The 21375-nt window shown below is 56.9% G+C and carries 22 protein-coding genes and 1 other annotated feature; of the genes, 8 read left to right on the top strand and 14 right to left on the bottom strand.

Going from position 1 to position 21375, the window contains the following annotated elements:
* Positions 1–42: 42 nt before the first annotated feature.
* Positions 43–456, bottom strand: a complete 414-nt coding sequence (ibpA, locus tag RTX96_RS05095; protein WP_042393452.1) for a small heat shock chaperone IbpA — start codon at positions 454–456, stop codon at positions 43–45.
* Positions 450–524, bottom strand: a sequence feature (ROSE (Repression Of Heat Shock gene Expression) occurs in the 5'-region of heat shock genes and acts as an RNA thermometer to modulate expression.). (Overlaps the previous gene by 7 nt.)
* A 231-nt stretch (positions 525–755) precedes the next feature.
* Here ibpA and RTX96_RS05090 point away from each other — a divergent pair.
* On the top strand, positions 756–1085 hold the full coding sequence (locus tag RTX96_RS05090; RefSeq protein ID WP_103820619.1) for a YceK/YidQ family lipoprotein: 330 nt from the start codon (positions 756–758) through the stop codon (positions 1083–1085).
* A 15-nt stretch (positions 1086–1100) separates the two neighbouring features.
* Here the strand turns inward: RTX96_RS05090 and RTX96_RS05085 are convergent, their stop codons facing one another.
* The 11 genes from RTX96_RS05085 to dnaA form a co-directional block, all read right to left on the bottom strand.
* Entirely contained in the window at positions 1101–2330 is a 1230-nt protein-coding gene (locus RTX96_RS05085; RefSeq protein WP_312670383.1) for a DUF3748 domain-containing protein, read from the bottom strand.
* A 51-nt stretch (positions 2331–2381) separates the two neighbouring features.
* Complete coding sequence (locus tag RTX96_RS05080; RefSeq protein WP_181016633.1) at positions 2382–3719, bottom strand: MFS transporter; 1338 nt, start codon at positions 3717–3719, stop codon at positions 2382–2384.
* A gap of 84 nt (positions 3720–3803) precedes the next feature.
* Positions 3804–4952 (bottom strand): galactonate dehydratase, encoded by a 1149-nt coding sequence (gene dgoD / locus RTX96_RS05075; protein ID WP_103820565.1) that lies wholly within the window; start codon positions 4950–4952, stop codon positions 3804–3806.
* Positions 4949–5566, bottom strand: a complete 618-nt coding sequence (locus tag RTX96_RS05070; protein ID WP_312670381.1) for a 2-dehydro-3-deoxy-6-phosphogalactonate aldolase — start codon at positions 5564–5566, stop codon at positions 4949–4951. Before RTX96_RS05070 ends, dgoD begins: the two co-directional genes overlap by 4 nt.
* Positions 5550–6428 carry a 2-dehydro-3-deoxygalactonokinase gene (locus RTX96_RS05065; RefSeq protein WP_312670379.1) on the bottom strand — a complete coding sequence of 293 codons (879 nt, stop codon included), beginning with the start codon at positions 6426–6428 and terminating at the stop codon, positions 5550–5552. Before RTX96_RS05065 ends, RTX96_RS05070 begins: the two co-directional genes overlap by 17 nt.
* Complete coding sequence (dgoR, locus tag RTX96_RS05060; protein WP_103820568.1) at positions 6425–7114, bottom strand: D-galactonate utilization transcriptional regulator DgoR; 690 nt, start codon at positions 7112–7114, stop codon at positions 6425–6427. The genes RTX96_RS05065 and dgoR overlap by 4 nt, the downstream gene beginning before the upstream one ends.
* A 243-nt stretch (positions 7115–7357) precedes the next feature.
* Positions 7358–8170: a sugar-phosphatase gene (gene yidA, locus RTX96_RS05055; RefSeq protein ID WP_103820569.1), complete on the bottom strand. Its 813-nt coding sequence runs from the start codon at positions 8168–8170 to the stop codon at positions 7358–7360.
* A 161-nt stretch (positions 8171–8331) separates the two neighbouring features.
* On the bottom strand, positions 8332–10746 hold the full coding sequence (gene gyrB / locus RTX96_RS05050; protein WP_312670378.1) for a DNA topoisomerase (ATP-hydrolyzing) subunit B: 2415 nt from the start codon (positions 10744–10746) through the stop codon (positions 8332–8334).
* Between the two features lie 28 nt (positions 10747–10774).
* Positions 10775–11848 (bottom strand): DNA replication/repair protein RecF, encoded by a 1074-nt coding sequence (gene recF, locus RTX96_RS05045; protein WP_103820571.1) that lies wholly within the window; start codon positions 11846–11848, stop codon positions 10775–10777.
* Positions 11848–12948, bottom strand: a complete 1101-nt coding sequence (gene dnaN, locus RTX96_RS05040) for a DNA polymerase III subunit beta (RefSeq protein ID WP_103820572.1) — start codon at positions 12946–12948, stop codon at positions 11848–11850. The genes recF and dnaN overlap by 1 nt, the downstream gene beginning before the upstream one ends.
* 4 nt (positions 12949–12952) lie before the next feature.
* Positions 12953–14350, bottom strand: coding sequence for a chromosomal replication initiator protein DnaA (dnaA, locus tag RTX96_RS05035; protein ID WP_103820573.1), 1398 nt, complete (start codon positions 14348–14350; stop codon positions 12953–12955).
* 608 nt (positions 14351–14958) lie between these two features.
* On the opposite strand from dnaA, the gene rpmH reads away from it, so the two are divergent.
* From rpmH to mnmE, 5 genes are all read left to right on the top strand, one after another.
* Complete coding sequence (gene rpmH / locus RTX96_RS05030; protein WP_000831330.1) at positions 14959–15099, top strand: 50S ribosomal protein L34; 141 nt, start codon at positions 14959–14961, stop codon at positions 15097–15099.
* Between the two features lie 15 nt (positions 15100–15114).
* Positions 15115–15474, top strand: a complete 360-nt coding sequence (rnpA, locus tag RTX96_RS05025; protein WP_042393473.1) for a ribonuclease P protein component — start codon at positions 15115–15117, stop codon at positions 15472–15474.
* Positions 15438–15695, top strand: coding sequence for a membrane protein insertion efficiency factor YidD (yidD, locus tag RTX96_RS05020; RefSeq protein ID WP_015966614.1), 258 nt, complete (start codon positions 15438–15440; stop codon positions 15693–15695). The genes rnpA and yidD overlap by 37 nt, the downstream gene beginning before the upstream one ends.
* Before the next feature lie 2 nt (positions 15696–15697).
* Positions 15698–17344, top strand: a complete 1647-nt coding sequence (yidC, locus tag RTX96_RS05015) for a membrane protein insertase YidC (protein WP_103820575.1) — start codon at positions 15698–15700, stop codon at positions 17342–17344.
* A gap of 104 nt (positions 17345–17448) precedes the next feature.
* Entirely contained in the window at positions 17449–18813 is a 1365-nt protein-coding gene (gene mnmE / locus RTX96_RS05010; protein WP_312670376.1) for a tRNA uridine-5-carboxymethylaminomethyl(34) synthesis GTPase MnmE, read from the top strand.
* Between the two features lie 69 nt (positions 18814–18882).
* On the opposite strand, the gene RTX96_RS05005 is transcribed toward mnmE, so the two are convergent.
* The gene (locus RTX96_RS05005; protein ID WP_141092965.1) at positions 18883–19104 is read right to left on the bottom strand and encodes a hypothetical protein; all 222 of its coding nucleotides are present in this window, start codon (positions 19102–19104) and stop codon (positions 18883–18885) included.
* Positions 19088–19657: a hypothetical protein gene (locus RTX96_RS05000; protein ID WP_312670375.1), complete on the bottom strand. Its 570-nt coding sequence runs from the start codon at positions 19655–19657 to the stop codon at positions 19088–19090. The genes RTX96_RS05005 and RTX96_RS05000 overlap by 17 nt, the downstream gene beginning before the upstream one ends.
* 370 nt (positions 19658–20027) lie before the next feature.
* Between RTX96_RS05000 and RTX96_RS04995 the strand changes: the two genes are divergently transcribed.
* Together RTX96_RS04995 and RTX96_RS04990 are read left to right on the top strand one after the other, a co-directional pair.
* Positions 20028–20753 carry a hypothetical protein gene (locus RTX96_RS04995; protein ID WP_312670374.1) on the top strand — a complete coding sequence of 242 codons (726 nt, stop codon included), beginning with the start codon at positions 20028–20030 and terminating at the stop codon, positions 20751–20753.
* Positions 20754–20787: 34 nt separating this feature from the next.
* Positions 20788–21354: an NADPH-dependent FMN reductase gene (locus tag RTX96_RS04990; RefSeq protein ID WP_103820578.1), complete on the top strand. Its 567-nt coding sequence runs from the start codon at positions 20788–20790 to the stop codon at positions 21352–21354.
* The last annotated feature ends 21 nt before the right edge of the window (positions 21355–21375 follow it).

Genomic DNA, 21375 nt, shown 5'->3' with positions numbered 1-21375 from the left:
GCGAGCAAGGTGTAATCTGGGCCGCCGTTGCGACCCGGGAAATTAGTTAATTTCGATACGGCGCGGTTTTTTCTCTTCTGGGATCACACGTTCCAGTTCGATAAACAGCAGGCCGTTGACCAGGTTCGCGCCGCGAACGTGAATGTTCTCCGCGATCTGGAATTTACGTTCGAAGTTACGTTCGGCGATGCCCTGATAGAGATAGCTACGCTCTTTCTGCTCGGTTGCGCGAGCGCCTTTCACCACCAGCAGGTTGTCCTGAGCGGTGATCTCCAGTTCGCTTTCGGCAAAGCCGGCCACGGCAATCGCAATGCGATAGTGGTTTTCGTCAACGAGTTCAACGTTGTACGGAGGATAGCCGCCGTTACTCTGGCTCTGATTGTTTTCCAATAGGTTAAACAGACGGTCAAAACCAATAGCAGAACGGTAAAGCGGAGAGAGATCGAAGTTACGCATACAATAAGCTCCTGAAATCAGCGAGAAATTTTTGAACCTTCCACTACGGACAGGCTCTTAAAACCAGAACACCCCGCAGGCATGTTCTTCCGGCTACGTTGTAAAAATGGGTGCAGCGGGAAAATTTTCAAGGGCGAAAGTCTGACTTTTTTTTGCACTTTCTCACTCAGTGCTTAGACTGGGTTACGACACTTAACGTTAAATTGCGAGTGCCACCACAGAGCGGCACACGAAAGCTATTCATTTCCCTTAAGGGTCGCTATAAGCAAGGAGTGCACGATGATAAGAAAAAAACCATCATGAAAAATGTTCTGTTAAAAGTGGCGATTGTCAGCGGCGTGGTGATGCTGGGCGGCTGTTCCAGCGTAATGTCGCACACCGGCGGCAAAGAGGGGCTCTACCCCGGCACGCGCGCCAGCTCAAAAATGCTGATGGATGATGACGCGAACCTGGCAGTGAAATCATTTGTGGTGCTGGATATGCCGTTTACCGCCGTGGCCGATACGCTGCTGCTGCCCTGGGATATGTTCCGTAAAGACAGCTCGGTAAAATCACGCGTTGAGAAAGCGGAGGAGGCCAACCTGGCAACCAACTCCGTTATTCCCCCTGCGGCTATGCCCGCGCCTTAAATTCGATCTGCCGGATTACAGGCCGGTGTCTGCCATCCAGAGCTGGCGAAAGCCTGCGGCCGCGGCCATCCATGCGATCATCTTACCATCCGGCGAGAAGACCACGGCATCGGCCGAGGGCTGATGCTCAGGGTTATCATCGGTTAAAAACACGATCGCTCCGGTCGCGCTATCGCACAGGGCCAGTCGATTCTCCAGCACAAAGCCAAGCGCCGCGCCGGAGGGGTGCCAGTTAAACGCCGACTGGATGTCCGTAGCGTTATGGGTTAGCTGGCGCGGCTCGCCGCCCGCAGCGGCAATCAGCCAGAGCTGCACCACCCCTGCATCATCACGCATTAAAAAGGCAATCTCGGTGCCCTGCGGGTTGCTGCGCACCCAGTGGCGCGGCACATTGACCAGCCCCGGATAGCGATGCTGATGGGTAAAGGTAAGACGCCGCTGCTGCACGCCCGCTGGCGGCGACGGCATCGTGTCTGGCGTGCCGGCCAGCGGGGTATCTCCCGCCTGCTTCCAGCCCTGCTCATCAGCGGGCAGGTCGACGATAAACAGCTCTGGCACCTTTTCCCCGCTCAGCGCCAGCGTATCGCCAATAAAAGCCAGTCTGTTATTACCGACCCAGCCCTCTTCATAGGCGCGGTTGATCTCATCGCTGCCGGGCGTAGGCGTTGGCGTCGTGCGGCTTACCAGCACGCACCAGTGGCTGCCGGCATACTCTCGCGGATGGTTGCCCGCAGGCGTGACCGGGCCAAAGGGCACGGCAACCCCAACGTTGCGTAGATCCAGCCCTGGGTCACGCTCGTGCAGCACATGATCGTTATAGGTAAAGCTGACCTTATCGCCGTCCGGACTGAAGACATGCACGTGGCTGCCGCCGCGCAGCGCACCGGGCGTATAGGGTTCGGTAATATCCAACGCATCGAGGTTGCTCACCTTGCCGTTTTGCGCAATAACGCCCTGGCGATGGTGAAAGTCGTACTGCCAGCTCTCATCCGGATCCTGTGGCCCGTGGATAAAGACGTACTTCTCTTCGCTGGGATGAACGGTCACCACCCCAACGTGCGCACCCTGAGTCGCAGTGTAGAGTGTCTCTACCACACCGGTCTCCACGTTGACGCGCTCAATGGTTTTACCGGTAAAAGAGGCCCCCGAGGGACGCACATCGAACACCAGCCACTGGCTGTCGGGCGTCCAGGTATTGATATTGGTAAGCTGATGATGACGGGGAGCGAAGGTGATTTGTTTCATGAGAATACCCTGATGCGCAGATGTCGCATCAGGGTATAGCATTGCGGGGGTTTAGCCTACGCGTTTCACCTCACCCACCAGCAGGATGTAGGAGAGCGCACCGAGCAGCGCCACGGCAGAGATATAGACCAGCGCCGGAGCAAAACCGTAACCCTGCGCCAGATAGCCCACCACCAGCGGCACGGTGATGCCACCCAGGCCGCCAACAAAGTTAAACACGCCGCCGGTCAGGCCAATCAGACGCATCGGCGCAAGGGAGGAGACCAGCGACCAGGTAATAGACGCAAAGCCGTTGCCGAAGAACGCAATCGCCATCAGGGTCATAATCCACACCGGATCGTTGGTATAGTTGGCTCCCATAATGCAGGTAGAGATCAGCAGCCCACAGATGATTGGCGTTTTACGCGCCGCGCCGAGGGAGAAGCCCTTTTTCACCAGCTTATCCGCCAGCCAGCCGGAGAGCAGCACCCCAAAGAAAGCGGCAAGGAACGGTACAGTGGTCATAAAGCCGGCCTTCAGCGCGGTGATCCCCTTCTCCTGGGTCAGGTAGTTCGGGAACCAGGTGAGGAAGAACCACAGGGTTGAAGTCACGGCGAACTGACCAAGATAGACGCCTACCAGTTTACGGTTGAATACCAGCTTCCAGTCCGCTTTGCTCAGAGGCTGACGCGCCTCTTTTTTAACCGGGGCATCGCCATCCACCAGCCCGCCGCCGTCGCGAATGTAGTCCAGTTCCGCAGTGCTAATACCTTTGGTCAGGCGCGGCGGCTGATAGACTTTAATCCAGATCAGTGACCAGACAATGCCCACCCCACCGGTGATGATAAACACCCAGTGCCAGCTCAGCATCTCCTGGATCCAGATCAGCATCGGCGTCAGGAACGCCAGGCCCACAAACTGTCCGGAGGTGTAAAAGCCCACCGCTGAGGCACGTTCATGCTCCGGGAACCAGCTGGTCACCATCCGGTTATTGGTTGGGAATGCCGGGGCTTCAAACACGCCGGTGATCGCACGCAGGCCAATCAGCGACATTAAACCGGTCGCAAAGCCCTGGAACAGGGTTGCTACTGACCAGCCCATGATGGCGATAAAATAGGTCAGGCGCGAGCCAACGCGATCAAGGAACCAGCCGCCTGGGATCTGGCACAGGGTGTAGAGCCACGCGAAGGCAGAGAAAACGTAGCCCATCTCCGCTTTGGTGATTCCAAACTCTTCCTGAATATGGGCTGACGCCACCGCAAGGTTGGCGCGGTCAACGTAGCAAATCACTACGGTAACAAAAATCATGAACAGCGTCAGATAACGACGACGTCCGGGTTTTGCAGCATTAACTGAAATATCCATCGTAATCTGTCTCCAGATTTTGGGCATAGCGAGGCCGCTCACCATGCCCTGTAAATTACAGAGGGTGTGTTTGTTATATTTAAATATTTGCCCGGTGGCGCTGCGCTTACCGGGCCTACGGGGTGGTGATTACCACTCCGCTACAGAGCCATCTTCGTGACGCCACAGCGGGTTACGCCAGTCGGTCACGTCTTTACTGCGAGCAATAACCTGCTCTTCGTCAATCTCTACGCCCAGGCCTGGCTTCATCAGCGGTTTGAAGAAGCCGCCTTCCATGTTGAAGTCCTCTTTGTTTTTCACAAAGTCGAGCAGCTCCGCGCCCTGGTTGTAGTGAATACCCATGCTCTGCTCCTGGAACACCGCGTTGTGGGAGACGAAGTCCACATGCAGGCAGGCCGCCAGCGCAATCGGGCCAAGCGGGCAGTGCGGGGCCAGCGCCACGTCGTACGCTTCCGCCATGCCGGCGATTTTGTAGCACTCGGTGATGCCCCCGGCGTGGGAGAGATCGGGCTGAAGAATGGCCAGGCCGCCCGCTTCCAGCACGCGCTTAAACTCGAAGCGTGAGAACATACGCTCCCCGGCGGCAATCGGAATATGGGTTTGCGCAGCCAGCTTCGGATAGTATTCCGCCTGCTCGGCCAGCACCGGCTCTTCAATAAACAGCGGGCGGTACGGCTCCAGCTCTTTAATTAATATTTTCGCCATCGGCGCACTAACGCGGCCGTGGAAATCGAGGCCAAATTCAATTTCATTGCCAAAGGCTTCGCGGATCTGCGCGGCGGTATTCACAGCGGCTTCCACTTTGCGGAAATCATCAATAATCGATAACTCTTCGCAGCCGTTTAATTTAAAGGTATCGAAGCCAATTTCGCGCAGTTTAGTAATGCCCGCGATAGCTTCCGCCGGACGATCGCCGCCCACCCAGCTGTAGGCCTTAATTTTATCGCGTACCAGGCCACCCATCAGCTGCCAGACCGGGGCGTTCAGTACTTTACCTTTAATGTCCCAGAGCGCCTGATCAATACCGGCGATGGCGCTCATCAGGATCGGGCCGCCACGGTAGAAGCCCGCGCGGTACATCACCTGCCACAGGTCGTTGATGCGGGCGGGATCCTGACCAATCAGGTATTCGCCCAGCTCGTGAACGGCCGCTTCAACGGTACGCGCCCGGCCTTCGATCACCGGTTCACCCCAGCCCACTACGCCTTCGTCGGTCTCGATTTTCAGGAACATCCAGCGCGGGGGTAAACGGTAGGTGGTTAATTTAGTAATTTTCATTGCACTGCCTCTCGATACGCTTTTACAAATGCGGCTGCCTGCTGTGCGGTGCGCTCCACGGTTTGCCCGGCACGGTAGAGATCGCTGCCCAGGCCGGCACCGGCACAGCCTGCCTTGATCCACTGTGCCAGGTTTTCCGGCGTGACGCCGCCCACGGCGAACACCGGGATCTCCGGCGGAAGCACGGCCTTCAGCGCTTTGATGTAGTCCGGACCAAACGCGGAAGAAGGGAATATTTTCAGCGACTGGGCACCGGCCTCAATTGCCGTAAAGGCTTCGGTTGCGGTCGCACAGCCAGGGCTGACCGCCATGCCGTACGCCACCGCCCGGCGGATAATTTCCGGATTGATATTGGGGGTCACCAGCAGAGTGCAGCCCATTTCGGCGAGCGTATCGACCTGCTCGGGCTTTAATACCGTGCCCGCGCCAATTAACGCTTTGTCGCCAAAGGCTTTCACCATCGCCGGAATGCTCTCTTCCCAGCGGGGTGAGTTGAGCGGAATCTCGACCGCTTCGAACCCGGCCTCGATCACCGCCGCCACGTGGGCGTGCGCCTCTTCCGGCGTGATGCCGCGCAGAATTGCGATCAGCGGGAGTTTATTTTGCCACTGCATGAGCGATGCTCCTTATACCTGCCTGAAATGCGTCGTCGCCGCGTAAGGTCTGTGTTTCGTGGCCCAGCAGGGAAAAAGTCTGCTGATAGCGCGCGGTCAGCGATGGGTTGGCGACGAGAGTGATGGTCTGCTGCGGCGCGAGCCAGGCTTTCATACTCGCCACTTCGCTGCCAATCAGCAGGCCGGAAAGAAATTCGCTTACCTCTTCACGCGCAAGCCGGCCGAGCACGTGGGAAGCGCGCACTTCAAACAGGCGAGGCAGCAGATCCGGGGAGTCGAGACCGCGGGTTAAACCGGCGGTAAAGGCGTCCGGAGAGGCAATCTGCTCAGGCAGGCCCGCACCCACCAGCGTATGGTTGAGCAGCACGTGGTGCAGCTCGCCGGTCATCACGGTACGGAAATCACTTACCTGCTCGCTATCTGCCAGCACCCATTTGCAGTGGGTACCGGGCATGACGTAAACCTGGGCAGGCTGGAGATCGCGCGCGCCGAGCAGCTGGGTCTCTTCGCCGCGCATCACATTGTGGTTATCTTCCCGGTTGACGCAGAGGCCGGGAACGATCCAGATGTTGTCGGCAACGGCGGTGATCTGCTGGCCTATGTCGTCAAAGCGGGCCGGGCAAGGCAGATAGGGGACGTTAACCCAGCCGGCATTGCTGCCGACCATGCCCGCCATCACCACGGGGGTATTTTCCCGATCCCAGCCCTCGGTGATCTGCGCTAATACCGCCTCGAAGGTGCGTCCGTTCAGGCGGGTTACGCCTGCTTCAGACTGCCTGCTTTCAAGGCATTGATCGCCCTGATAGTGCCAGGCGCGAAGATTGGTGGAGCCCCAGTCGATGGCGATATAGCGTGATGTCATGTTATTTCCTTCAGCCTTTGGGTTGAGCTGGCGATCATAGTCAGCGCCGCCTGCTCTGCTGCATCGCCGTCCTGATGCCGGATCGCATCAAACAGCGCCTTATGTTCCTGAAGCGTTTTCGGCATGTTGGCCTCGTCACCGCGCCAGGTCTGTTCAAATACCGCCCGCTGCAGGGAGCCAATCGCTACCGTTAGCTGCTGGAGCACCGGGTTATGCACCGACTGCAGCACGGCGTCGTGATAGCGGATATCCGCCTCGTTGAACGCTTCCCGGTTCTGGTTATTGGCGATCATGTCGTTGAGCGCCGCCTCAATCTGCGCCAGATCGCTGGAGGTGGCCCGCTCGGCCGCCCAGCGGGCAATGGCCGGCTCTACCAGGTTACGCACCTCGCTCATCGCGCTGATGAGCCGGGGGTCGTAGTCGTTCTCCAACACCCACTGCAACACCTCGGTATCGAGGTAGTTCCACTGGTTGCGTGCCGCCACAAACGCCCCGCGATAGCGCTTCATCTCAATCAGCCGCTTCGCCATCAGGGAGCGGAAGACCTCCCGGATGATGTTGCGCGAGGTTTCAAACTCTTCACACAGGTCGGTCTCGGAAGGCAGACCTGCACCAGGGACGTATTTGCCGCTGACAATCTGCCGCCCAAGGGTGGCGATGATGCGGTCCGTTTTTGTAATGGTCATGTCAGATCCTTTAAGAAGAGGCTTTACCATTACTTTATCCTTACCGGCGTAAAAGTCCGCACTATTGAAGTACAAATATGCGAGTCGTTCGCCGTACCGTGAGTTGATAGTAGTACAATCACTTTGTGTTGTACTACAATCCAGATCACAAAAACGACAACAGGTAAATAAAATGTGAAAAAACGGGGGCAATAAAAAACCCGCAGCGGTGTGCGGGTTGATGACGGGCGGGATAAGCAAAATTTAATTCAGGACAAACTTCTCGATAGCGTAAGCCACGCCGTCTTCAAGATTGGTTTTGGTCACGAAGTTGGCGACCTCTTTTACCGACGGAATAGCATTGTCCATAGCGACGCCCATACCGGCATACTCCAGCATGGCGATGTCATTCTCCTGATCGCCAATCGCCATCACCTCTTCCGGCTTGATGTTCAGCGCATCGGCCAGCGATTTCACGCCGGTGCCTTTAGTGACGCTTTTATCGAGAATTTCAAGGAAGTAAGGCGCGCTTTTCAGCACCGTGTACTTCTCTTTTACCTCCGCCGGAATGCGGGCTATTGCCTGGTCGAGGATGGCCGGCTCATCAATCATCATCACCTTCAGCAGCTGGATGGCTGGATCCATCTTCTCGGCTTCGCAGAATACCAGCGGAATGGTCGCGACGTAGGATTCGTGCACCGTGTAGTAGCTGATGTCGCGGTTAGCAGTATAGAGGGTGTTACGGTCGAGCGCGTGGAAGTGGGAGCCCACCTCGCGGGAGAGCTGCTCAAGGTAGCGGTAGTCATCGTAGCTGAGCGGGGTCTGCGCCACGGTGCTGCCGTCGCTGGCTTTCTGCACCAGCGCGCCGTTATAGGTAATGCAGTAGTCACCCGGCCTGTCCATATGCAGCTCTTTCAGGTAGCTGTGCACGCCCGCGTAAGGACGCCCGGTAGTCAGCACAACGTTAACCCCACGCTCACGCGCGGCGGCAATCGCATTTTTAACGGCAGGTGAAATGGTATGGTCCGGCAGCAGCAAGGTGCCGTCCATGTCGATTGCAATGAGTTTGATAGCCATGAGTTCCCCAGCGTAAAAGAGTTAACTCTTATGCTAGCGTGATTCTGCTCAAAAGACAGTAAGCGCGAAGAGGGAAAAGGGGGACAGAAGCGGGGCGGTATATTCCCCATTTACAGGCGTGGTAGCCCCGGCAAGCGTCGCGCCGCCGGGGAACAAACCGATTAGATATCGATATTCGCCGCTTTCAGGGCGTTCTCTTCGATAAATGCACGACGCGGTTCAACGGCGTCGCCCATCAGGGTGGTGAAGAGCTGGTCAGCTGCGATCGCATCCTTCACGGTCACGCGCAGCATGCGGCGGCTCTCCGGATCCATCGTGGTTTCCCACAGCTGCTCCGGGTTCATCTCGCCCAGCCCTTTATAGCGCTGAATAGCCAGGCCACGACGGGACTCTTTCACCAGCCACTCCAGCGCCTGCTCAAAGCTGGCAATCGGCTGGCGGCGTTCGCCACGTTCGATGAAGGCATCCTCTTCGATCAGGCCGCGCAGCTTCTCACCCAGCGTGCACAGACGACGATACTCACCACCGATAATAAACTCACGATCCAGCGGATAGTCGGTATCCACACCGTGAGTACGGACGCGAATAACTGGTTCGAACTGTTTCAGCTCAGCGTCTTCACGGATGTCGTACTTCCAGGTGCTGCCGTGCACGTCGTTTTCGTTCAGCGTGGTAATCAGCGCAGAGACCCAGCGGGTCACTTTTGCTTCGTCTGTGAGATCGGCCTCTTCCAGCGTCGGCTGGTAGACAAGCTCTTTCAGCAGCGCACGCGGGAAACGACGCTCCATGCGGTTAATCATTTTCTGCGTGGCGTTGTACTCAGAGACCATCTTCTCCAGCGCCTCACCGGCCAGCGCGGGCGCGCCTTCGGTGGTGTGCAGGGTAGCGCCATCCAGCGCGATGGAGATCTGGTACTGATCCATCGCGTCGTCATCTTTAATGTACTGCTCCTGCTTGCCCTTTTTCACCTTGTAGAGCGGTGGCTGAGCAATGTACACGTGACCGCGCTCGATGATCTCCGGCATCTGGCGATAGAAGAAGGTCAGCAGCAGCGTACGGATGTGCGAGCCATCGACGTCCGCATCGGTCATGATGATGATGCTGTGATAGCGCAGCTTGTCCGGGTTGTACTCGTCACGGCCAATGCCGCAGCCCAGAGCGGTGATCAGCGTCGCCACTTCCTGAGAGGCCAGCATCTTGTCGAAACGGGCCTTCTCGACGTTAAGGATCTTACCCTTCAGCGGCAGAATAGCCTGATTCTTACGGTTACGGCCCTGCTTCGCCGAGCCGCCCGCCGAGTCCCCTTCCACCAGGTAGAGTTCGGAGTGGGCCGGGTCGCGCTCCTGACAGTCCGCCAGCTTGCCCGGCAGGCCTGCGAGATCCAGCGCGCCTTTACGGCGGGTCATCTCACGGGCACGGCGTGCCGCTTCACGGGCGCGGGCCGCGTCGATAATTTTACCCACCACGATTTTGGCATCGGACGGATTTTCCAGCAGGTACTCGGACAGCAGTTCGTTCATCTGCTGTTCAACCGCCGATTTCACCTCAGAGGAGACCAGCTTGTCTTTAGTCTGGGAGGAGAACTTCGGATCCGGCACCTTCACGGAGACCACGGCAATCAGGCCTTCACGGGCGTCATCACCGGTGGCGCTGACCTTGGCTTTCTTGCTGTAGCCCTCTTTGTCCATGTAGGCGTTCAGAGTACGGGTCATCGCCGCACGGAAGCCCGCAAGGTGGGTACCCCCGTCGCGCTGCGGAATGTTGTTGGTAAAGCAGTAGATGTTCTCCTGGAAGCCGTCGTTCCACTGCAGAGCCACTTCCACGCCAATACCGTCTTTTTCGGTAGAGAAGTAGAAGATGCTCGGATGGATCGGCGTTTTGTTCTTGTTGAGGTACTCAACAAACGCCTTGATACCACCTTCATAGTGGAAGTGATCCTCTTTACCGTCGCGCTTATCCACCAGGCGAATAGAGACGCCGGAGTTCAGGAACGACAGCTCGCGCAGGCGCTTGGCCAGGATATCGTATTCGAATTCGGTGACGTTGGTGAAGGTCTCCAGGCTAGGCCAGAAACGCACCACGGTACCGGTGACGTCAGTATCGCCGGTCACTGCCAGCGGTGCCTGCGGCACACCATGCACGTAGGTCTGCTGGTGCACTTTGCCTTCGCGGCGGATCAGCAGCTCAAGCTTTTGCGACAGGGCGTTAACCACGGAGACGCCCACGCCATGCAGGCCGCCGGACACTTTATAGGAGTTATCATCGAATTTACCGCCTGCGTGCAGCACGGTCATAATAACTTCAGCGGCGGAGACGCCCTCTTCCGGGTGAATACCGGTAGGGATCCCACGGCCATCATCCGAGACCGACACGGAGTTATCGGCGTGGATCGTCACGACGATATCTTTACAGTGACCCGCGAGCGCCTCGTCGATAGCGTTATCTACCACCTCAAATACCATATGGTGCAGGCCGGTACCGTCATCCGTGTCGCCGATATACATACCCGGGCGCTTACGCACCGCATCCAGCCCTTTCAGGACTTTGATACTGGAGGAGTCATAAGAATTCGACATCAACGTTTCTCGCTCAATTTGTCTTGGATTAGTCTGCTATTTTACCCTTTTCCACGGTGAACATCTTCGAATTTTTGTCCGACATGTCCATTACGTGTTCAGCGCTAATCGCGCTGACAAAGACCTGTGACTGGGTGGCTTTTAAGCGGCTGGCCAGCAGCGCGCGCCGCGTGTCATCAAGCTCTGAGGCAAAATCATCTATGAGGTACAAACAGCGCCGCCCGCTCTCGCGGGTCAGGAACTCCCCCTGCGCCAGGCGCAGGGCGCACATCAGCAGCTTAAGCTGCCCACGGGAGAGAGTATCTTCTACCGGCGCGCCGTCGGCACGAATGCGAAAATCGGCCTTATGCGGGCCGTGGGCGGTGTAGGTTAGCGCCCTGTCGCGCTCAAAACTGCGCGCCAGCACCTCGCCGTAGTCGGCCTCTTTCTCCCAGCCGCGCTGGAAAGAGAAGCTCAGGGAGAACTCCGGCAGGAACTGCTTACAGGTGTCCGCCATGTCCTGGGCGATGGCGGTGCTGTACTCGGCTCGCCAGCGGCTGATCTGCTCCGCCAGCGGGATCAGCTCCTTGTCCCACGCACGAAGCTGGGCATATTGCGTCACCTGGCGCAGGGCGGCGTTGCGCTGCTTCAGAAGCCGCTTGAGGTTGCTCCAGGCGGTGAAGAACCCGGCCTCGTTATGGAAGCATCCCCAATCGAGGAAGGCTCTCCTGTATTTGGGGCCGCCGTTGAGTAAAGTAAACCCCTCGGGCGTAATCAGCTGCATCGGCATCAGCAGCGCCAGCTCTGCCACCTTGTGGCCGTCGGTGCCGTCAATGCGCACGGTGCTGTCCCCGTGCTTATCTTTGGTCAGGCCGATGGAGGTCTCACGCTCCTCGCCCTGCAAGCGACCGTGCAGGATAAATGACTCCTGCTCGTGGCGAATAACGCGACCCACCTGCAAACTGCGAAACGCCCGACCGTGGCCGAGCGTATAGATCGCTTCCAGTACGCTGGTCTTGCCGCTGCCGTTAGCGCCAACCAGGAAGTTAAAGCCGGGGGAGAGAGCAAGATCCGCGCTTTCGATATTGCGAAAGTCGCGGATCAACAGGCGGGAGAGCGACATTACAGTCTCATTGGCATAACAACGTAAGCCGCACTTTGGCTGGCCGCATCTTCAATCTGCACGCTCGACACGGAGTCCGTCAGCAGAATACGTACGTTTTCGCACTTCAGCGCGTTGAGCACGTCCAGCACGTAGCTGACGTTAAAGCCGATCTCCATCTCCGTCCCGGCATAGGTGACGTCGAGGATCTCTTCGGCCTCTTCCTGCTCTGGGTTGTTCGCGGTGATCTTGAGCTGGTTTTCGCTGACGTAGAGGCGCACGCCGCGGAACTTCTCGTTAGAGAGAATGGCCGCGCGGGCGAAAGCCTGTTTGAGGATATCGCAGCCAGCATCGAGATGCTTATCCGGGTTCTTCGGCAGCACGCGGCGGTAGTCCGGGAAGCGACCGTCCACCAGCTTGGAGGTGAAGATAAAGTCGCCCACGTGTGCACGGATATTGTTGCTGCCGATCTGCACGCGCAGCGGTGTTTCACCGCCGTCGAGCATACGCATCAGCTCAATCACGCCTTTACGCGGCACGATCACCGAATGGTTCGGCAGCGACTGCCCAACCGGCATAGAACAGACCGCCAGACGGTGGCCGTCGGTCGCCACGGTGCGCAGCTCTTCGCCTTCGGTTTCAAACAGCATCCCGTTAAGGTAGTAGCGTACGTCCTGATGGGCCATCGAGAACTGGGTCGCCTCGATCAGACGCTTCATGGTCGCCTGCGGCAGGGTGAACTCTACTTCGCTCTGCCAGTCGTCGAGGTTAGGGAAATCCGCTGCCGGCAAAGTCGACAGCGAGAAACGGCTGCGCCCGGAGCGCACCAGCATCCGATCGCCCTCCAGCTGCACGGCAATCTCTGCGCCTTCCGGCAGGCCACGGCAAATATCGAAGAATTTGCGCGCCGGGACGGTGGTTGCGCCGGGTTCATGCGGCTGGGCCAGCGCAACGCGGGCGACCATCTCCATCTCCAGATCGGTGCCGGTAAGGGAGAGCGCGCCATCAGCCACCTGCAGCAGCAGGTTGCCCAGGATCGGCAGCGTAGGACGACCACCCAGCGGGCCACTGACCTGCTGAAGCGGTTTTAATAGGTGTTCACGTTCAACGGTAAATTTCATAGCATCACGACGATAGAGTTCGGATTAAATTGGAGAAATCTTCTTTGATATCATGGCTCTCTTCACGCAGCTGCTCGATTTTACGGCAGGCGTGGAGCACGGTCGTATGGTCGCGGCCGCCAAACGCATCGCCGATCTCCGGCAGGCTGTGGTTGGTCAGCTCTTTGGCCAGCGCCATTGCCATCTGGCGCGGGCGCGCTACCGAGCGGGATCGGCGCTTGGAGAGCAGATCCGCCACTTTAATTTTGTAGTACTCCGCCACCGTCTTTTGAATATTGTCGATGGTGACCAGTTTTTCCTGGAGCGCCAGCAGATCGCGCAGCGCTTCACGAACGAAATCGATGGTGATGGCGCGGCCGGTAAAGTTGGCGTTAGCGATGACGCGGTTCAGCGCCCCCTCCAGCTCACGCACGTTAGAGCGTAGACGTTTGGCAATAAAGAACGCCACCTCGCCCGGCAGACGAATGTCGTTTTCGTCAGCCTTTTTCATCAGGATCGCCACGCGGGTTTCGAGCTCCGGCGGTTCGATCGCTACGGTCAGCCCCCAGCCAAAGCGCGACTTCAGACGATCCTCAACGCCGTTGATCTCTTTTGGATAACGATCCGAGGTGAGAATGATCTGTTGGTTGCCTTCCAGCAGGGCGTTAAAGGTGTGGAAAAACTCCTCCTGGGAGCGCTCTTTATTGGCAAAAAACTGGATGTCATCGATCAGCAGGGCGTCTACGGAGCGGTAGTAGCGTTTAAACTCTTCGATGGCGTTGTTCTGCAACGCTTTTACCATGTCCTGCACAAAGCGCTCGGAGTGCATATAGACCACTTTAGCATTGGGCTTGCGCGCCACGATGCCGTTACCCACCGCGTGCAGCAGGTGCGTCTTACCGAGACCCGTACCGCCGTAGAGAAACAGTGGGTTATACGCTCCGCCAGGGTTATCGGCCACCTGGCGAGCCGCCGCGCGGGCCAGCTGGTTCGATTTACCTTCGACGAAGTTATCAAATGTATGTTTAACGTTGACGTTAGAGCGGTAGGTAGGCTCAGCCGGGGCGGGAACGTTGTCCCAGCCCGCACGTGGCGCAGGCGCGACGCGAGGCATCTGCACCGCCGCCACCTGGGCAGGCGCGGCGACGCTTGCCGGCTCCTTTAGCGTATGGGCGACCGGCCGGGTACCTACTTCAAAGCGCAGCTGCGGCGTATCCGAGCCGCAGAACTCGTTCAGCAGTCCGTTGATATTATTAAGATACTTGTCCCTGACCCAATCGAGTACAAAACGGTTTGGCGCATACAAAGCCAGCGTGTTGTCACTCAGTTCCGCCTGCAATGGGCGGATCCACATACTGAATTCTGTGGCTGGTAACTCATCCTGCAGTCGGGCAAGACACTGCTGCCAAAGCGAAAGTGACACGGCGGACTCCACTCGAACAAAAGTCGATAATAAAAGACGAAAGCTGAAATTAATGATTGTAGACACACGTCGAAAAGACCCCTGAAGGGTGACGTGCGAACCGCTATTTGCGGTTTTTTGCCCCGATCCGGATCCGGAATGCAGGATCGGGACCGCGGATCATAACGTAAACCGCCGAAGAGATCTTCTGTTTCTCACAGATTCTTCACGATTTATCCACAGGACGATCCGAATCGGCTAAGTGTAAACGATCCTGATGCCGGTGCGGCACGATTTAGGCCGCATATTGGAAAAATTACTGAGGATCGATAAAAATTTGCGTAAACGATCTAATGAAGATCCTGAAGGATCCTTGCGCTTTGGCCCTCAGGTCGTATAATCCTCCACCCGGCGCGCGCTGCTCGATTTCTTGCGTCGACTGCCGTCTACTTTTCAGGCAAAAACAGCGGAATTTAGGCGGTATATAAGGAAAGAGAATTGACTCCGGAGTGTACAATTATTACAATCCGGCCTCTTTAATCATCAACACTGAGGCGTAAGACGTTGGCACTGCCCAGCGGACCGACGCGAAATTCAGTGAATTCATTCAAGTTTAGGTAGAAATCGCCATGAAACGCACTTTTCAACCGTCTGTACTGAAGCGCAACCGTTCTCACGGCTTCCGTGCTCGTATGGCTACTAAAAATGGTCGTCAGGTTCTGGCACGTCGTCGTGCTAAAGGCCGCGCTCGTCTGACCGTTTCCAAGTAATAAAGCTAACCCTGAGTGGTTAAGCTCGCATTTCCCAGGGAGTTACGTTTGTTAACTCCCAATCATTTCACATTCGTCTTCCAGCAGCCACAACGGGCTGGCACGCCGCAAATCACCATCCTCGGCCGCCTGAATTCGCTGGGGCATCCCCGTATCGGTCTTACCGTCGCCAAGAAAAATGTTAAGCGCGCGCATGAACGCAACCGGATCAAACGTCTGACGCGTGAAAGCTTCCGCTTACGCCAGCATGAACTGCCAGCAATGGATTTCGTGGTGGTGGCGAAGAAGGGGGTTGCTGACCTCGATAACCGTGCTCTCACGGAAGCGTTGGAAAAACTATGGCGCCGCCACTGTCGCCTGGCTCACGGCTCCTGATAGCCCTCATTCGGGTTTATCAGCGCCTGATCAGTCCGCTGCTTGGGCCGCACTGTCGTTTCACCCCGACCTGTTCGCAATATGGAATTGAGGCATTGCGCAGGTTCGGAGTGATAAAAGGCAGTTGGTTGACGGTGAAACGCGTATTAAAATGCCACCCTTTACACCCGGGTGGCGACGACCCCGTCCCGCCAGGACCTTTTAATACCAGAGAACACTAACGATGGATTCGCAACGCAATCTTTTTGTCATCGCTTTGTTGTTCGTGTCTTTCATGATCTGGCAAGCCTGGGAGCAGGATAAAAATCCTCAGCCTCAGACGCAGCAGACCACGCAGACTACGACCACCGCAGCGGGTAGTGCCGCAGACCAGGGCGTACCGGCCAGTGGCCAGGGGAAACTCATTACCGTTAAGACCGACGTGCTGGAACTGACCATCAACACCCGTGGTGGTGATGTTGAGCAGGCGCTGCTGTTGGGCTACCCGAAAGAGCTGAAGTCTACCGAACCTTTCCAGCTGCTGGAAACCACGCCTGAGTTCATCTACCAGGCACAGAGCGGTCTGACCGGTCGCGACGGCCCGGATAACCCGGCAAACGGCGCGCGTCCGCTGTATAACGTTAACAGCGATACCTTCGTCATGGCCGACGGCCAGAACGAGCTGGCGATCCCGCTGACCTACACCGACGCCGCAGGGAATACCTTCACCAAAACCTTCACCCTGAAACGCGGTGATTACGCGGTGAGCGTGGGCTACAACGTGGCGAACAGCAGCGCGAAACCGCTGGAGATCGCCACCTTTGGCCAGCTGAAGCAGTCCATCAATCTGCCAGCCCATCGTGATACCGGCAGCAGCAACTTTGCGCTGCATACCTTCCGCGGTGCGGCCTACTCTACGCCGGACGAGAAGTACGAAAAATACAAATTCGATACTATCGCCGACAACGAGAACCTGAACGTGACCTCTAACGGCGGCTGGGTCGCCATGCTGCAGCAGTACTTTGCCACCGCATGGATCCCGCGTAGCGACGTCGCGAACAACTTCTACACCAGCAACCTGGGCAACGGCGTGGCTGCTATCGGCTACAAATCTGCACCGGTACTGGTCCAGCCTGGCCAGACTGCCGCGCTGACCAGCACCCTGTGGGTTGGCCCGGAAATCCAGGACAAGATGGCTGCCGTTGCGCCGCATCTGGACCTGACCGTTGACTACGGCTGGCTGTGGTTTATCTCTCAGCCGCTGTTTAAGCTGCTGAAGTGGATCCATAGCTTCCTGGGCAACTGGGGCTTCTCCATCATCATGATCACCTTTATCGTTCGTGGCATCATGTACCCGCTGACCAAGGCGCAGTACACCTCGATGGCGAAGATGCGCATGCTGCAGCCGAAGATTCAGGCCATGCGTGAGCGTCTGGGCGATGATAAACAGCGTCAGAGCCAGGAGATGATGGCTCTGTATAAAGCTGAGAAGGTTAACCCGCTGGGCGGCTGCTTACCGCTGGTTATCCAGATGCCTATCTTCCTTGCGCTGTACTACATGCTGATGGGCTCCATTGAGCTGCGCCATGCGCCGTTCGCCCTGTGGATCCATGACCTGTCTGCACAGGACCCGTACTACATCCTGCCGATCCTGATGGGCGTGACGATGTTCTTCATCCAGAAGATGTCGCCGACCACCGTGACCGACCCGATGCAGCAGAAGATCATGACCTTTATGCCGGTCATCTTTACGGTCTTCTTCCTGTGGTTCCCGTCTGGTCTGGTGCTGTACTATATCGTCAGCAACCTGGTGACCATTCTGCAGCAGCAGCTGATCTACCGCGGTCTGGAGAAGCGTGGCCTGCATAGCCGCGAGAAGAAAAGCTCCTAATCGTAAGCTGTAGGCCGGGTTAGCGCAGCGCCACCCGGCAAAGGAAAGTACAGAGAGGGCGGTCAGATGACCGCCCTTTTTATTGGTAACAATAGAGACATATCATGAGCCATAACGACACTATCGTCGCCCAGGCAACCCCACCGGGACGCGGTGGTGTGGGCATTCTGCGTATCTCCGGCCACAAGGCCCGCGAAGTGGCGCAGGCCGTACTCGGCAAGCTGCCTAAACCGCGCTACGCCGACTACCTGCCGTTTAACGACGCGGACGGCACGGCGCTGGATCAGGGTATCGCCCTCTGGTTCCCCGGCCCGAACTCCTTTACCGGTGAGGACGTGCTGGAGCTGCAGGGACACGGCGGGCCGGTGATCCTCGACCTGCTGCTAAAGCGCATCCTGACCCTGCCCGGTCTACGCATCGCCCGTCCCGGCGAGTTTTCCGAGCGTGCATTCCTTAACGACAAGCTCGACCTGGCTCAGGCCGAAGCGATTGCTGACCTGATCGATGCCAGCTCTGAGCAGGCCGCACGCTCGGCGCTGAACTCGTTGCAGGGGGCATTCTCCACCCGCGTTAACCATCTGGTGGAAGCACTTACTCACTTGCGAATCTACGTGGAAGCCGCGATTGACTTCCCTGACGAGGAGATCGACTTTCTCTCCGATGGTAAAATCGAAGCGCAGCTTAACAATGTGATGACCGATCTCGACGCCGTACGGGCGGAAGCGCGCCAGGGCAGCCTGCTGCGTGAAGGGATGAAGGTGGTCATCGCTGGTCGCCCGAACGCCGGGAAATCGAGCCTGCTGAACGCCCTGGCCGGGCGCGAGGCCGCTATCGTGACCGATATCGCCGGTACTACCCGCGACGTGCTGCGCGAGCATATTCATATCGACGGCATGCCGCTGCATATTATCGATACCGCCGGGTTACGCGATGCCAGCGACGAGGTGGAGCGCATCGGCATTGAGCGTGCCTGGCAGGAGATTGAGCAGGCCGACCGGGTGCTGTTTATGGTCGATGGCACCACTACTGACGCCGTAGATCCGGCGGAGATCTGGCCGGACTTTATTGCCCGTCTGCCCGCGAAGCTGCCGATCACCGTGGTACGTAATAAAGCCGATCTCACCGGTGAGATGCTGGGTATCAGCGAGGTAAATGGTCACTCACTTGTTCGCCTCTCCGCCTACACCGGCGAAGGCGTTGACGTGCTGCGTAACCATCTTAAGCAGAGTATGGGCTTTGATACGCAGATGGAAGGTGGCTTCCTGGCACGTCGTCGCCACCTGCAGGCGCTGGAGGTGGCGGCAGAGCACCTACAGCAGGGCAAAGCCCAGCTTCTCGGCGCATGGGCGGGCGAGCTGCTGGCAGAAGAGCTACGCCTGGCCCAGCAGAGCCTGAGCGAGATCACCGGCGAGTTTACCTCCGACGACCTGTTAGGACGGATCTTCTCGAGCTTCTGTATTGGGAAGTAACGTTTTAGATAGGTGTGTGAAGCGTTGTTAACCCGCATTGACTGGTGTTGATGCGGTGATTTATTTACATCAAACGTCTTGAAACTCACGAACCAGCGTTGCTTTTAGCTTGCGGCGTAGTAAAGAGGCTGAAGAGTGTTTTTTCTCTGCTTTAATCTCTTTTAGATCTGTTTTCGCTGAGTTCAGATTGTAAGCTTCCAGCTCGGCTGTGACTAATGCTTGCATTACCTCTTTCTCATCAGTAACAAGAAGGCGTGACGCAGAATGCACATGTTTATTGTAATACGACATAGCAAGCTCTCCCTTCGGTTACGTGTTTGTATGCATGCAGCTCGACTGGTAACAACGGGCGCGGTACTTTCTTAGGCAGCCCTGTACGTCGATTATAGCGTGGTTCATTTTTTAACCCAAGCATATAGTCATAAACCTCTTCTAGTGAAGTTGTACGACCGATATCTACCACTCCACCTGTCGCAGCCTGAAAGACAAATCCACCAACGTTAAATTTTTCAAAATGCGCGATTAATGTCAGCGCCACAGTCTGAAGAACAACTGCACTGCCTAACCCGGAAAACTGTACATGCCGAAAATCGGCGAGAGAGTCCATCTCATCATAAATATCGAAATAAACCTCTGCCATACCATTAGAAGGAAAAGGAATGTTTTCAGGCATTTCGTAGCCGATGCGGGTAAAAATGGCCTCATCGCTCAGGCTTCCTATGATGACTGTGTATACTTCGTTACCAGCGACAAAGACATAGCTATAATGTACTCGACGATCGTAGACGAATTTCTTTCTACGCATTTCATATCCATCGAGATATACCTCTTCTTCAATACGCAATCCTCGCTCCTTCATAAAACACGTCTTTCCTTCATCCTATTACGAAGGTTTATGTGAGCATCGGATCATAACGAGACGAGAACACCCCAGTTCGCTAGCCCTGTCACAACGTTTCGTTTTTCATCCTCTTAGTGCTGGATAAAGCATTAAAAATCAAAAAAAGATAAACAGCGCGCGTGCACGTTAGCGCCATACCCCAGGCCCGTGCAAGCGGAGCGCCGCCGGGCAACAAATAGCTAAGAATTACCCCGAATTGTAAAAGTGCCGCAGAGTGCTTTGTCCCCCCTTTTTTCCGTGCTAAAACCTGCACACAATACGACATACTGCTTTTACCGTTGCGAGCGGGCTAACCATTATCATGGAGTGAAAAATGGCGACACATTTTGCAAGAGGGATCCTTACCGATGGACAGCTGGTCTCCGTCCGCCTGCCCTCGTCCTGTCACGATCGGGCCCGGGCACTGCCGGAACACCACCGAACCCGCTACCTGGCCTCCCGCGCCCTGCTCGCCGAGCTGGTTTTTATGCTCTACGGTTTAAGCGAGCTGCCTGAAATCATCATCCAGTCCAATGGTCGCCCGGTCTTTGCCGATCGCAGCCTGCCCCACTTTTCATTAGCCTATGCCGGGAACATGGTCGGCGTCGCAATCACCACCAGCGGCCTGTGCGGTCTGAATATGACGCTACAGCGGGCAACGCGCAGCTTTCACACTCCCCACGCCCAGGAGCACCAGGTTTTCTCCAGCAACGAAAGGCTGTGGATCAACAACCAGACCGATCCCAACGAGGCTCAGGCACAGATCGTGACCCTGCGACAGAGCGTGCTGAAGATGGCCAGCCAGACTCAGGATACGCCAGGCTTTCTACAGCTGCTGCCTGGCTCCGGCAAGCTGCGTGCGGCACAGTCTGCCCCGATTGAGGTGCTCTGCGACGCGGAGGACGTGCTAATCTGGTCCGTGGCGGTTTCGCCCGCCATTGAAAGCCTGAAGATTTGGGAGTTTGATACGAAGCGGGGATGGCGCGGCCTGTCAGATATTCAAACCCGCGCGAACAATCCCGCCACCCGCCTGATGCGTTTTACCAGCCTGCCTGCGTAACTCGCTTCACTACACTTACCGGTAAGGAGTAAAGATGTCTGATTCACTGCACGTCGTTACGTTACTTGGCAGCCTGCGCAAAGGCTCATTCAATGCAATGGTGGCCCGTACGCTGCCAAAAATCGCGCCGGAAGGCATGACGGTTGCGCCGCTGCCGACCATCGGCGCTATCCCGCTGTACGATGCCGATATCCAGCAGGAGGAGGGTTTCCCGCAGAGCGTTGAGGCCATTGCCGAGCAGATCCGCAATGCCGATGGCGTGGTGATTGTGACGCCGGAATACAACTACTCCGTACCGGGCGGCCTGAAGAACGCCATCGACTGGCTGTCACGCCTGCCTGCGCAGCCGCTGGCCGGTAAGCCGGTGCTGATCCAGACCAGCTCAATGGGCGCTATCGGCGGTGCACGCTGTCAGTATCATCTTCGACAGATTCTGGTGTTTCTCGACGCGATGGTGATGAACAAACCGGAGTTTATGGGCGGGGTGATCCAGAACAAGGTGGATCCGCAGACGGGCGAGGTTATCGATCAGAGCACGCTGGACCATCTGACCGGTCAGCTGACGGCGTTTGGTGATTACATCAAGAAGGTCAGGGCATAAAAAAAGCCCGGCAGCGCAAAG

The sequence above is a fragment of the Pseudescherichia sp. genome, from assembly GCF_032052675.1.
In the GTDB taxonomy this organism is placed as follows: Bacteria; Pseudomonadota; Gammaproteobacteria; order Enterobacterales; family Enterobacteriaceae; genus Pseudescherichia.
This window is presented reverse-complemented; position numbering and strand designations above follow the sequence as displayed.